Source organism: Psychromonas sp. SR45-3, from assembly GCF_014163575.1.
Lineage (GTDB): Bacteria > Pseudomonadota > Gammaproteobacteria > Enterobacterales > Psychromonadaceae > Psychromonas > Psychromonas arctica.
On sequence record NZ_JACJDP010000012.1, the window covers coordinates 53,734 to 66,483 of the forward strand.

Annotated in this window: 13 protein-coding genes; 10 read left to right on the forward strand and 3 right to left on the reverse strand. The window is 37.6% G+C overall.

Annotated features, from left to right (window positions below):
- The first annotated feature begins 34 nt into the window (after positions 1–34).
- Entirely contained in the window at positions 35–2,758 is a 2,724-nt protein-coding gene (gene secA, locus H5084_RS08840; RefSeq protein WP_182690210.1) for a preprotein translocase subunit SecA, read from the forward strand.
- 124 nt (positions 2,759–2,882) lie between these two features.
- The gene (gene mutT, locus H5084_RS08845) at positions 2,883–3,269 is read left to right on the forward strand and encodes an 8-oxo-dGTP diphosphatase MutT (protein WP_182690211.1); all 387 of its coding nucleotides are present in this window, start codon (positions 2,883–2,885) and stop codon (positions 3,267–3,269) included.
- Here the strand turns inward: mutT and H5084_RS08850 are convergent.
- Positions 3,253–4,191, reverse strand: a complete 939-nt coding sequence (locus H5084_RS08850; RefSeq protein WP_182690212.1) for a DNA ligase — start codon at positions 4,189–4,191, stop codon at positions 3,253–3,255. The genes mutT and H5084_RS08850 overlap by 17 nt on opposite strands.
- Before the next feature lie 73 nt (positions 4,192–4,264).
- Entirely contained in the window at positions 4,265–5,119 is an 855-nt protein-coding gene (gene nadC, locus H5084_RS08855) for a carboxylating nicotinate-nucleotide diphosphorylase (protein ID WP_028869791.1), read from the reverse strand.
- Positions 5,120–5,241: 122 nt separating this feature from the next.
- On the opposite strand from nadC, the gene coaE reads away from it, so the two are divergent.
- From coaE to H5084_RS08880, 5 genes are all read left to right on the forward strand, one after another.
- A complete protein-coding gene (gene coaE / locus H5084_RS08860; RefSeq protein WP_182690213.1) occupies positions 5,242–5,856 on the forward strand; it encodes a dephospho-CoA kinase in 615 nt (204 codons plus the stop codon).
- A 54-nt stretch (positions 5,857–5,910) separates the two neighbouring features.
- Positions 5,911–6,642, forward strand: a complete 732-nt coding sequence (zapD, locus tag H5084_RS08865) for a cell division protein ZapD (RefSeq protein ID WP_028869793.1) — start codon at positions 5,911–5,913, stop codon at positions 6,640–6,642.
- Between the two features lie 52 nt (positions 6,643–6,694).
- Positions 6,695–6,889 (forward strand): DNA gyrase inhibitor YacG, encoded by a 195-nt coding sequence (yacG, locus tag H5084_RS08870; RefSeq protein WP_028869794.1) that lies wholly within the window; start codon positions 6,695–6,697, stop codon positions 6,887–6,889.
- 153 nt (positions 6,890–7,042) lie between these two features.
- Positions 7,043–8,515 (forward strand): GGDEF domain-containing protein, encoded by a 1,473-nt coding sequence (locus tag H5084_RS08875; RefSeq protein ID WP_182690214.1) that lies wholly within the window; start codon positions 7,043–7,045, stop codon positions 8,513–8,515.
- A 106-nt stretch (positions 8,516–8,621) separates the two neighbouring features.
- The gene (locus H5084_RS08880) at positions 8,622–8,966 is read left to right on the forward strand and encodes a HopJ type III effector protein (protein WP_028869796.1); all 345 of its coding nucleotides are present in this window, start codon (positions 8,622–8,624) and stop codon (positions 8,964–8,966) included.
- Between the two features lie 160 nt (positions 8,967–9,126).
- Here H5084_RS08880 and yciH read toward each other — a convergent pair whose 3' ends face one another.
- On the reverse strand, positions 9,127–9,453 hold the full coding sequence (gene yciH / locus H5084_RS08885) for a stress response translation initiation inhibitor YciH (RefSeq protein ID WP_028869797.1): 327 nt from the start codon (positions 9,451–9,453) through the stop codon (positions 9,127–9,129).
- 323 nt (positions 9,454–9,776) lie between these two features.
- Between yciH and H5084_RS08890 the strand changes: the two genes are divergently transcribed.
- From H5084_RS08890 to H5084_RS08900, 3 genes are read left to right on the forward strand one after another with little or no spacing between them, the layout of a single operon-like run.
- Positions 9,777–10,001 carry a FeoA family protein gene (locus H5084_RS08890; protein WP_182690215.1) on the forward strand — a complete coding sequence of 75 codons (225 nt, stop codon included), beginning with the start codon at positions 9,777–9,779 and terminating at the stop codon, positions 9,999–10,001.
- Position 10,002: 1 nt separating this feature from the next.
- A complete protein-coding gene (feoB, locus tag H5084_RS08895; RefSeq protein ID WP_182690216.1) occupies positions 10,003–12,294 on the forward strand; it encodes a Fe(2+) transporter permease subunit FeoB in 2,292 nt (763 codons plus the stop codon).
- A 12-nt stretch (positions 12,295–12,306) separates the two neighbouring features.
- Entirely contained in the window at positions 12,307–12,537 is a 231-nt protein-coding gene (locus H5084_RS08900; protein WP_028869800.1) for a FeoC-like transcriptional regulator, read from the forward strand.
- Positions 12,538–12,750: the final 213 nt, after the last annotated feature.

Genomic DNA, 12,750 nt, shown 5'->3' on the forward strand with positions numbered 1-12,750 from the left:
ACTTTTATCCGACTTTTTACAATGAGAAAGCAAAATGATCACATCGCTAATAACAAAAATAATAGGCAGTCGAAATGACCGTTACCTTAAGAACCTACGTAAAGTAGTAAATGAAATTAATAAACTTGAACCGGAGATTAAAGCACTATCGGAAGAAGAGCTAAAAGCCAAAACATCTTACTTTAAAGAACGTCTCGCTAAAGGCGAAACCATAGATGATATTTTGGTTGAAGCTTTTGCAGTAGTCAGAAGTGCTTCTGAACGTGTATTTGGTATGCGTCATTTTGATGTGCAGTTGATTGGCGGTATTGTATTAAATGAGAATAAAATTGCAGAAATGCGTACTGGTGAGGGTAAAACGTTAACGGCAACATTACCTGCTTATTTAAATGCGTTAACCGGCAACGGTGTGCATGTTATTACTGTGAATGATTACCTAGCGCGTCGTGATGCGGAATGGAATGCAAAACTATTTGAATATCTCGGATTAACCGTTGGCATTAACTTGTCAGGTATGACCGGTGAAGAAAAACGTACTGCATACGCTGCAGATATCACCTACGGTACGAATAACGAGTTCGGTTTTGATTACCTGCGCGACAACATGGCTTTTGAAGCATCACAACGCGTTATGCGCGGTCTTCATTTTGCTATTGTCGATGAGGTTGACTCTATTTTAATCGATGAAGCAAGAACACCATTGATTATTTCAGGCCCTACCGATGGTGATGCAACGCTTTATACCAAACTTAATTCAATTATTCCTTTACTGACTCAACAAGATAAAGAAGATACTGAAGAATATGTGGGTGAAGGTGACTTCACTGTTGATGAGAAAAGTAAGCAAGTATTATTAACTGAACGCGGCCAAGAAAAAGTTGAGCGTATTCTACAAGAGCGCGGTTTATTAGAAGAAAACACGTCGTTATACGCGGCATCAAGCATTAGCCTATTACACCATGTTAACGCTGCATTACGTGCTCATACTCTGTTTGAAAAAGATGTTGAATACATTGTGACCGCGCAGGGTGAAGTGGTTATAGTCGATGAACATACTGGGCGTACTATGCCTGGTCGTCGTTGGTCTGAAGGTTTACATCAAGCTGTTGAAGCAAAAGAAGGGGTTAAAATTCAAAATGAAAACCAAACCCTTGCATCAATCACTTTCCAGAATTACTTCCGTTTATATGAAAAACTAGGTGGAATGACCGGAACGGCTGATACCGAGGCGTTTGAATTCCAATCTATTTATGGTTTAGAAACCATTGTTATCCCTACGAACCGCCCAATGGTACGTAAAGATGGCGGCGATTTAGTGTACTTAACTGAGCTTGAAAAATACCAAGCTATTATAGAAGATATTAAAACTCGTTTAGAGCGTCGCCAACCTGTGTTAGTCGGTACCGTTTCAATTGAAAACTCTGAATTACTTTCTGAGTTGATGACAAAAGCAAATATTAAGCACAATGTTTTAAATGCTAAATTCCATGAAAAAGAAGCTGATATTATCGCACAAGCAGGGGCGTTAGGATCAGTTACCATTGCGACTAACATGGCCGGCCGTGGTACAGATATTGTGCTAGGTGGTAATTTACAAAACCGTCTAGAAAAGTTAGGTGAACTGACTGAACAACAAATTGTTGCTGAAACTGCTGCATGGAAAGAAGATCAAGCGGCGGTATTAGCTGCTGGCGGTTTATACATTGTAGGTACTGAGCGACATGAATCGCGTCGTATCGATAACCAATTACGTGGCCGTGCGGGGCGTCAAGGTGACGCTGGTGAAAGCCGTTTCTACTTGTCGATGGAAGATTCGTTAATGCGTATCTTTGCTTCTGAAAAAGTGTCTAATATGATGAAAAAATTAGGCATGGAAAATGGAGAAGCGATTGAGCATCCTTGGGTAACTCGCGCGATTGAAAATGCACAACGTAAAGTGGAAGGCCGTAACTTTGACATGCGTAAATCATTGTTGGACTTTGATGATGTTGCTAATGATCAACGTAAAGTCGTTTACCAACAACGTAATGGCATTATGGACAGTGATAATATCACTGAAAATATTGAGCAAATGTGGGCAGACGTTTTCAACACCTGCATCGATGAATATGTACCACAACATTCGTTAACGGAGCAATGGGATTTAGCTGGGTTAGAAGCGCGTCTGAAACAAGATTTCTTGATCGAGTTGCCAGTGCAACAATGGTTAACCGACGATGCTAATTTACAAGAAGAAACCATTCGTGAAAATATCGTCGAGCATGCTCGTAATACTTACCAAGATAAAAAAGAGCAAGTGGGCGAATCTATTATTGCTGGATTTGAAAAATCAGTGATGTTGCAAACTATTGATATGTTGTGGAAAGAGCATTTAGCGGCGATGGACCATCTTCGTCAGGGGATTCATCTACGTGGTTACGCTCAAAAAGATCCAAAACAAGAATATAAACGTGAGTCTTTTGAACTGTTTATTGCGATGTTAGAAAACTTGAAAATGGATGTGGTGGGCATTTTGTCTAAAGTGCAAATCCAAAGTAAAGAAGAAGCCGAAGCAATTGACCAACAACGCCGTGAAGCGGAAGAGAAAGCGAAAATTCAATATCAACATGCGCAAGTCAATAGCGATGGTGAAGCTGAAAAAGAAGCGGATGAAACGGCAGATACCTTTATTCGTGAAAACAAAAAAGTGGGTCGTAATGAGCCATGTCCTTGTGGATCAGGTAAAAAATTCAAGCAATGTCATGGTAAGTTAGGGTGATCTAATACCGATGTTATTTAAATAACATTAGTACAGCATGATATAAAGGTGGTACTTCTTTGAAGACCACCTTTTTGTTTTTAAAGCGTAAATAAGTTTAATCGATTCAGTAAGTGTGAATATTATGATAGAACAACAAACCATCAGTATTGCCATTGTACAAAATGAACAGAAACAACTACTTATTAGCCGCCGCCAACAAGGTAAGCATCTTGCTGGAAAGTGGGAATTTCCAGGAGGAAAAGTTGAGCAGGGAGAAGCGCTTGAAACAGCGATGTTGCGTGAGTTGAAAGAAGAGGTCGGGTTAAGTGCAACCCAGTTCACTTTATTTGATTCACTGAATTTTCAATACGATCAACTAAATCTAAGTCTGCACTTTTATTTAGTCAGTGACTATGAAGGTGAGCCAGTGTCCTTAGAAGGGCAACAGATAAAATGGGTCAGCGTGTCTCAACTCAGTGAATATGAGTTCCCTAAAGCTAATTTAACAGTGATCAATAAATTACTCTAACACGCATGAATGAGGCAAATCGTGGCACATTGTTACGCGTTTTACCGGTAAAACGATAGCTGATGGTTGTGCCAATTGGCGGTGGGTTTTGGCGTTCTTTATCACTAAAACCAGTGCCTATTTTAAAGGTGATGCCATCTTCCGTTTTTACTAATAAAGAACCCAGTTGCCCTTTGTACTTACCTTTACCAGGTAGATGTTCCATCACTATCGCTTCAGCATCTTCAAACTTTTTCAGTTTCATCAAGTCTCTATTACGCTTATGTTGATATAAAGCTTGCTCGTGGTGCAACATTAAACCTTCTCCATTTTCATCAACAACCTTATCTAGCAATGCGTATAAAGCGGTAATAGAGGTCAATTTTTGTTGTTTTATGATCTGTAAATAGGGACTATTCGCTTGATCAACTAATTGTTGCATCTGCTGAATACGTTGTGAAAATGGTGCTGGGCTAAGTGGTAGATCAAATATCATAAACTTCACCTGTTGCCAGTGAGAATTATTTACATCTTGAGTGCGCACAATACCTGACACTTTTTCAAATTGTTGTCGTGATATCCATAGCTCACCATCCAGTGCAGTAGTAGGAAAGTCACGTGTAAACCAAACCGGGGCGGTGAAACGGTTACCCTGCTTGGATATAAGTTGTTTACCATCCCAGTAAGCACGTAATCCATCTAATTTTTCACTGACAAAATATTGTTCAATATTAATGTCTTGTCGAAAGGTTGTTGCAAGTTGGATAGCAGGTGTCTGCGCATAACAAAAAGTTGTACTAAAGAAGGTGAGTATTATCAGGAGTCTTGTTTTTCTCTGTCTAAAGCGGGTGAGGCAGTTGCATAATATATAATAGTGGTTTATTAATCTGTTTATCGTGACGAGCAACAGGTAGGGAATGAAGCGAGCAAGCGTATCTATCATAAAAAACCTCCAACACAGATAAAAGAATAAAGACTTTTATAAGTGTAGGAAGTTTTTTAGCGTTAGGTTATTTTTATTCTTGAATAAAACGCATTGATAAATCGACAGCATGCACATGTTTGGTTAATGCACCTACTGAAATATAGTCAACACCGGTTTCGGCATAACTTAAAATAGTCGTGTTATCTACATTGCCCGATACTTCTAAATCTGCTTGTCGTGAATTACTTTTATTAATGGCTACAGCTTCTAACATCATTGCAATGCTGAAGTTATCTAACATAACACGTTGTGCACCCGCATCTAGTGCCTGTTTGAGTTCATCAATGCTTTCCACTTCAACTTCTACCCAACGTTCCGGGTGCTGTTGATTAGCCACGGTTATTGCTTGTTTAATACCACCACAGGCCATAATATGGTTTTCTTTAATTAAGTAGGCATCATAAAGTCCAATACGATGGTTAAAACCACCTCCACATACAACAGCATATTTAGAGGCATTGCGTAAACCGGGTAATGTTTTACGTGTATCTAATAATTTACATTGAGTCGACGCAATTAAGTCAGAGTAGTATTTGGTGGTGGTTGCGATACCAGATAACGTTTGAATAAAGTTTAATGCAGTACGTTCGCCCGTTAATAATGTTCTTGCTGGACCTTGTAATGTAAATAAAGGGCTATTAGCGAGAACAAAATCTCCGTCCTTAACATGCCAAGTGATAACGACTTGATCACCCAATTGGCGAAATACTTCTTGGGTCCAAGCCTTACCACAGAAAACTGCATCATCACGTGTAATTACTGTCGCTTTTGAGTGTTTATCTTCAGGAATTAAATTAGCAGTAATGTCACCTTCTGCTGCCGATAATCCATTTAAATCTTCGTTTAACGCTAAGCTAACACTTTGTGCAATTTCTTGTTCAATCATGGTAAATTTCCAGACGAGGATAAAAAAATGAAATATTACCCTAATGGCCTTTGAATACCAATGATCTAAATGCTTAACTTCTATAAAATAAGAGGTGCGGATCAATATAAAGAGAAGATATAATGCAAGTAATTATTGGCTTAACAGGCGGCATTGGTAGCGGAAAGTCAACCGTAGCAAAAGAATTTACCGCTTTAGGAATAGATATTGTTGATGCAGATAAAGTTGCTCGGCAGGTAGTTGAACCTGGACAACAAGCATTAACTGAAATTGAACTTTATTTTGGCAGCGATGTCTTAAATGCTGCAGGCGAACTTGATAGAGCGAAGCTGAGGAAACTTATTTTTCAATCTGACACTAAAAAAAAATGGTTAAATGCATTATTGCATCCCATCATTCGCGATACATTATTAGCGCAATTAAACATGGCTAAGAGTGAATATGTGATTTTGGAAGCGCCATTATTACTGGAAAATAAACTGACCCAATATACTGACTATACGCTAGTCGTTGATGTGGACGAAAAATTGCAAATCGAGCGAGCAATGAAACGAGACGAAAATTCAAAATCTCAAATTCAAGCCATTATGGACGCGCAGATTAGCCGTTCGCTTCGCTTACAACAAGCTGATTATGTTATTGACAACAGTAGTATTGATCGCGTGGCTTTAAAACAACAAATTAAATCGTTACATTTGAAATTTTTATCCCTAAAAAAGAAGACATTTAATTCTTAGTTATGCCTTTTAATGTAACCTTACTTTTTATAAAACAAATAAATAGACTATTTTATGATCTCTTTTGAATACCCCCTTACAGAAAAAAGTCGTTGTTACTTACGCTTTGAATCACTTTTTTTACAAATTAAGCAAAGCATGGGTTTGGATCATGAAAGTGATGCCACTGCTTATTTCAAATCATTATTTGAATTAATAGAATTAAGTGATCGCAGTGATATTCGCCATGATTTAATTAAAGACTTACGCGCTTTATTAGAAGATATGCAATCATGGCTCGCTTGGGAGCAGGCAGATACAAAAGCTATTAAGGCATTAATGGTAGAAATAAGTGAATTAATTAGTACCTTGTTAGTTATGTCAAAACAATTAAAATTCTTCAAAGACAGTCGTTTTTTAACATCGTTAAAACAACGCTTTTTCATTCCGGGTGGTTGTTGTAACTTTGATTTGCCGCAGTTTCACTTCTGGCAAGCACAGCCTATTTCGGTACAAAAGGCAGATGCTCTAAAATGGTTTGAACACTTTGATGTATTAGAGCGTGCGTTAACATTATTTTTGAAAATGAAACGTCATCAAGGTATTAAGTCTAAACAGCGTGCTAAGAATGCTTTTTACCAAGGTGAAGTTGAACATGCCTTGTTTATTATCATTAATGTGGATCCTGCGTTACAGGTATATCCTATGATATCAGGGCACAAACATCGTTATTCGGTTCGTTTTATGAATGCCAATGCTGAAAATAGCCACGCTGATTATATAGAATTTGAACAGGTTTTTTGTTAATAACATAAGCGATTAATGTTAAAATAAAAGATTAAATATGTAAGGAAGAACGATGAAAGTTAATTGCCCAACTTGTCAAAAACAAGTTGTTTGGGATAAACAAAGTTTATACCGTCCATTTTGTTGTAAACGTTGTCAGCTTATTGATTTAGGTGAATGGGCCGACGAAGAAAAACGGATTAAAGGCGAGTCTGTTAGCCCTGAGAATTTGCCACAAAACAAAACTATTTATTTTGAAGAAGATTAAATAAAGCCATTTATTTTTAATAACCGAAACAAAAAATAATTTATGCTGTATAAATCCAGAATGTTAGCCTAACTTAAAATACATTCTGGATATTTTCATTTATCCCTCTGTAAATATTCATTAGATACAAGACTCTATTAAAAGTAGGTACGTATGAACGAATATAGACGAAGTTTGCTATGTTGTATTTTATTTTGTGTGTTAATCCTGAGCTATGCTGTTTACGATACATATGCAAGTTATGCGAAGGAAAAAGAAGCGGTTCGCTCTCGCGTCGGTAATACAAGTTTCCTGATCGCTGAATGGCTGAAGGGAGAATTTCAGGCATCCGATTATGTCTTGTTAGACATAATGAGTCATATTTCATCAGATGATTTGATTTACCCACATCCCAATCCAAGCCAACAACAAGCCACCACCAAATTTCTCACTTCTAAACTACAAACCTTACCTAATTATTACACTGGCATAGGCACTGCAGATGAAAACTGTATCATTTCTCATGCTTATAACTACCCACCCCGGTCATCTGCAATAGGCTTTAATGGTAGCAAACGAGATTGGTGTATTGAACATAGAAACGATGAAAACTCAGGACAATATGTGACGCCCTCCTTTAAGAGCACGACGGGAAATCTCAGTGTTGTGCAAAATCGAGCTTTTCGCGGTGGTTCAAAAGAATTCGGTGGCATGATCGGCTTTCAAATAGAGCTTAATTTCTTTTCAACTTTAATCGATCAAGTAGTGCTGGATAAACATGGTGTGATAGGTGTGATTGATAGCAATATGGTGTTGTTAGCCAGAAAACCTCAAATGCCAGGAAAAGTGGGTGTGCAGATCCAAGATAAAGTTGCTGCTGAGTACGTTGACTCCGATCGTGGTACTTTATCTACCTTTCAATATAAGTCCCCATTGGATACTGAAAGTCATTTTTATGGTATGCGTAAAGTTGATACTTTACCGTTTTATATCATCGTTGGTGAAGCCGACACAGACTGGTTAAAAAGTTGGTATTTAAAAACATTGATGATGTTCAGTATTGTCAGCATATTATTTATAATGTCGATTTTGTTGCTATTGAATTATTGGAAGCAATTGGATCAAGCTAAAAAACTCTTGTTGTTAGCGCAAACTGATCACTTGACCAAAACATTAAATCGTCGAGGTTTTATGTTAGAGGCTAATAAAGAGTTAAGTCTAGTGCATCGATATGAAACAGATTTGGTTATTTTTGCCTTGGATATTGACCACTTTAAATTGATTAATGATACACATGGTCATGCGACAGGCGATAGAGCAATGGTTGCCTTCACTCAAGTTTGTTTTCATTCGCTGCGAGATGTCGATGTTTTTGCTAGGATCGGTGGTGATGAATTTATTATATTATTACCACATACCAACCTTGAACAAGCGGTTGTCGTTGCTGAGCGTATCAGAAAAGCAGTGCAAGAATGTATTGTTATGAATGATCACGCTGAAGCGGTACAGATGACATTGAGTATTGGAGTAGCGGTGGTTCGTCCGGAAGTTAAAACGGTGACGGAGATGATGGCATTAGTTGATAAAGCCCTTTATTCAGCAAAACAAAATGGACGTAATCAAGTACAATATATAGCTGATGAATGATAACAATTGTAGTCAATCACCACTTTATTGATAACGGTTGTCTAAAAATTAAAACCTATAACCAAAAATCATCACAATTATAATAAATGAAATACAAGGGAAAATAATGACGTTACAAGACTTTATAGCAAAACTGAATACACAACCGGAGCAGGTTGAGTTTGCCGATACAATGGCAGTGATTGAAGCAAACTATGCATTTACCGAAACGTCATTTAGCAATGGTTTGCAAGTTAATGCGGAAGGTGAAAACTCAGGCTCATGTAAGGTTTTTTCATTTGCACAATTAAATAAATTAACTGAAGCGCAAACCTTAGCTTGTTTTGGTATCTATTACCGTAATGATGTTCTAGAAAACCCTGAAGCCAGTGATCACCAAAATATTCGTCAGTTTATGCTTAATGGTTGGTCTGGTATCCATTTTGATGCAGTGGCATTAAATCCGTTATAAGCGCTTAAATAACTTATGACAGAATTGTATTGCTATTTGTCATAAAAAAGGGGCTTATTATTAGCCCCTTTTTTAAATAAAATCATTCAACTATTGGTCACTACTTGTTAAATTTACTAGTGCTTTATTTAGCAAACACCTAATTTAATAAGGAGTTAATCTAACTGCCAGCCAACTTAACTTGATAACCTTGTTTTTCTAATACAGATTTAATAATCTCACGTTGGTCTGTTTGGATTTCGATAACAAAGTCTTTTACCGTGCCACCACAACCGGTGCGCTTTTTAATTTCTTTCGCTAATGCTTTAATTGCTTTATCGTCAAGTTGCAAACCTTTAATTAACGTGACACCTTTACCCTTACGCCCTTTAGTTTCACGATGTAGACGAATAATGCCGTCACCCTCAGGCGCAACTTGTTTTTGTTTGGTTTTTTCTACTTTTCCACCGTCAGTAGAATAAACTACATTTAAATCACCAAAATCCATCATCATTCCTACTTATTTAAGTTTTACCTATTTTATACCCGTTAATACTGCAGATGCAAAATTCAATAAAATATTCGCTTTAAAATTATCCCATAAAATCCTTTTATAAAATTCATTTATCAACACCTTTATAACGCAATTGCGATAAAAGAATCCTCACTTCATGGTGCTTTAAGGTTACAAATTGATCTAAAACAAGAGACCGCTTTATAGCTGAGCTTTTAAGGTGTTTTACATTGTTAATGATAATAGTTTGTATTACCTTGTTGTTTAGTAACAAGTGCTGATAGACGCATTCAGTGCAACAGTGGTGAGGATCAACGATGACATTATCAGAATTAAAAATAGGCCAAACAGCAAACATTGTGAACATCAATGCCATAGAGCCTGTCATGCGCAAAAAACTACTTAATTTAGGCTTTTTACCAAAAGCACAAATACAATTATTACGGATTGCTCCAATGGGTGACCCGATAGCTATTCGCTGTGCCAATAGCTCCATTGCTTTACGTAAAAGTATCGCCAATCAGATCATAGTGGAGCGTTAATATGACCTTAAATATTGCAACCATTGGTAACCCCAATTCAGGTAAAACTACTTTATTCAATTCGCTTACGGGGAGTAATCAGCGTGTTGGTAACTGGAGTGGTGTGACTGTTGAGAAAAAAACAGGGCATTTTAGTTTAGGTGAGCAGCAAACGGTTAAAATCATTGATTTACCTGGTATCTACAACCTTGACCTCGACCAGTTTGGCACTTCATTAGATGAACGCGTTGCCTTTGAATATATGATGCAAAGTCAACCTGATATCGTGATGAATATTATTGATGCGAGCTGCTTAGAAAGAAGTTTGTATTTAACCCTGCAGTTGCTAGAGCTTGGTTTACCAGTGCTTGTTGTACTGAATAAAATGGACTTAGCAGATAAACAACATGTAGTGATTAATGAAAAGCAACTCAGTAAACAGTTAGGCTGCCCTGTTGTGTCACTATCTGCGCATGATCAAAAAGCGGTAAAACAATTAAAGCATACATTTCGCGAACTTGATTTAGCCACCTTAGGAGCTGACTTTTATCTCGACTATGGACAACAATTACAACCCATTATTGAGCAAACATCACAATTATTTCCTACTAATACTCGTCTTAAACGACAAGCATTAGCGATCAAATGTATTGAAAATGATTATTCAATATTACAAGGTTTTAATCAGCAAGATAAACAGACTATTGAACAGCTAAGAAGCTCATTAGCAATTGATGTCGATTTACAAATAGCCGATGTTCGCTACTCCTACATTTACGTAATCACACAGGAAGCGGTTAGAACAAAGGGACATTTAAGCCAAACATTAACGGAAAAAATTGATGCGGTTACTTTAAATAGATTTACTGGGATCCCAGTGTTTTTATTAGTGATGTATTTGATGTTTATGTTCTCTATCAATATTGGTAGTGCATTTATTGATTTCTTTGATATTGCCGCTGGTGCTATTTTTGTTGATCAAATGGCACAATGGTTAAGTCTGATTAATGCCCCTGAATGGCTGATAAATGTATTAGCCTATGGCGTTGGCAATGGTATTCAAACCGTCATGACGTTTATTCCCGTGATTGCCTGTTTGTATCTGTTCTTAGCCGTGCTTGAAAGTTCAGGCTACCTTGCAAGAGCGGCGTTTGTTATTGACCGTGCCATGCAGTTTATCGGTTTGCCGGGCAAATCCTTTGTGCCAATGATTGTGGGTTTTGGTTGTACCGTACCCGCAGTGATGGCCGCAAGAACCTTAGAAAAAGAGCGCGAACGCCTGCTCACCGTAATCATGTCTCCATTTATGTCATGTGGAGCTCGATTACCTGTTTATGCTTTATTCGCCAGTGCATTTTTTCCGGAGCAAGGACAAAATATTGTCTTCCTATTGTATTTGATTGGTATTTTAGTTGCCGTACTGACAGGGTATGTACTAAGTAGAACGATTCTGCCGGGTAAAAGTGAAAGTATGTTTTTAGAAATACCTGACTATGAAATACCAACCGTTAAAAATACTTTAATCAAAACATGGCAAAAACTAAAAGGTTTTTTATTTGGAGCCGGACAAACCATCGTTTTAGTGGTGACATTACTGAACGTCATTAACTCGGTAGGGATTGACGGTAGTTTTGGCCATCAAGACAGTGAAAGCTCATTGCTAAGTCAAGGGGCACAAATTATTACCCCTATTTTATCGCCATTGGGTATTAATAATGAAAACTGGCCAGCTACCGTGGGGATAGTAACAGGTATTTTCGCAAAAGAAGCGGTAGTAGGCACACTTAATAACTTGTACTCAACCCAAGATGCAGGCGCAGAAGCAGAGTTAAGCTTGTTAGAGAAGCTTAATGAAGCATTAGCGACTATTCCTGAAAATCTAATGGGCATTGATATTAGCGACCCTTTAGGCATAAATGTCGGAGAGTTAGGGGATTTAACAACGGCTGCTGAAGTACAAGGTGTTGATTTAACTATTTATAGCAATATTCAACAAGCCTTTGTTAGCCAAGAAGCTGCGTTTGCTTATTTACTATTTATCCTACTTTATGCACCGTGCGCTGCTGCGATGGGCGCGATCGTCAGGGAAGTAGGTATGAATTGGGCACGATTTATCGCCGTTTGGTCTACTGCCATTGCTTATATTGTTTCGGTTGCTTATTACCAAATCGCGACCTTTGCATTACACCCTATGGTTAGCCTCGCGTACTTATTAGGTTCCGCTATTATAATTTTAGGCGTGTTGTATAAGTTAAAGTCGAAAGGCAACTTACTGGCTGACGTCTCTATTAGTTCTGAGCAATCCTTAGTGTAAAGAGGAGTAACAATGATTTTAAAGCGTTTATCAGACTATATTGAAACACAACAACGTGTAGAAGAAGGCACATTGTTAAAGCATTTTAGGTTACAAAGAAATGGGCTTGCACCGATGATTGAAATACTGATCCGAGCAGGGCATATACAAAAAACAATTAATCAACGCGGAGATAAACTGCCTCCACAGGTTTTCTATAGTTGGCATAAACAACAAGTTATCCCAATGACAACCTTATTATAATCGCTCACACTAACTGCCCAAGAACATGAAATAGGGCGTTGAAGCATGCTTCGTTGATCATTTCTTGCAAATTTATTTTTTGCTAATAAACCTTACACAACAAATACCTGATGCAGTAACTGGTTCAGGTATTTTTTTAGTTAAAATTTGTGACTAGCATCAGTTATTCAAAATATGTACAATCCACCTCCGAATTTATACCAGAATTAGTCT

Excerpts from the sequence above, each read along its gene's own strand:
- secA (WP_182690210.1), top strand. The coding sequence starts at position 35 with ATGATCACATCGCTAATAACAAAAATAATAGGCAGTCGAAATGACCGT.
- mutT (WP_182690211.1), top strand. The coding sequence starts at position 2,883 with ATGATAGAACAACAAACCATCAGTATTGCCATTGTACAAAATGAACAG.
- H5084_RS08850 (WP_182690212.1), bottom strand. The coding sequence starts at position 4,191 with ATGATAGATACGCTTGCTCGCTTCATTCCCTACCTGTTGCTCGTCACG.
- nadC (WP_028869791.1), bottom strand. The coding sequence starts at position 5,119 with ATGATTGAACAAGAAATTGCACAAAGTGTTAGCTTAGCGTTAAACGAA.
- coaE (WP_182690213.1), top strand. The coding sequence starts at position 5,242 with ATGCAAGTAATTATTGGCTTAACAGGCGGCATTGGTAGCGGAAAGTCA.
- zapD (WP_028869793.1), top strand. The coding sequence starts at position 5,911 with ATGATCTCTTTTGAATACCCCCTTACAGAAAAAAGTCGTTGTTACTTA.
- yacG (WP_028869794.1), top strand. The coding sequence starts at position 6,695 with ATGAAAGTTAATTGCCCAACTTGTCAAAAACAAGTTGTTTGGGATAAA.
- H5084_RS08875 (WP_182690214.1), top strand. The coding sequence starts at position 7,043 with ATGAACGAATATAGACGAAGTTTGCTATGTTGTATTTTATTTTGTGTG.
- H5084_RS08880 (WP_028869796.1), top strand. The coding sequence starts at position 8,622 with ATGACGTTACAAGACTTTATAGCAAAACTGAATACACAACCGGAGCAG.
- yciH (WP_028869797.1), bottom strand. The coding sequence starts at position 9,453 with ATGGATTTTGGTGATTTAAATGTAGTTTATTCTACTGACGGTGGAAAA.
- H5084_RS08890 (WP_182690215.1), top strand. The coding sequence starts at position 9,777 with ATGACATTATCAGAATTAAAAATAGGCCAAACAGCAAACATTGTGAAC.
- feoB (WP_182690216.1), top strand. The coding sequence starts at position 10,003 with ATGACCTTAAATATTGCAACCATTGGTAACCCCAATTCAGGTAAAACT.
- H5084_RS08900 (WP_028869800.1), top strand. The coding sequence starts at position 12,307 with ATGATTTTAAAGCGTTTATCAGACTATATTGAAACACAACAACGTGTA.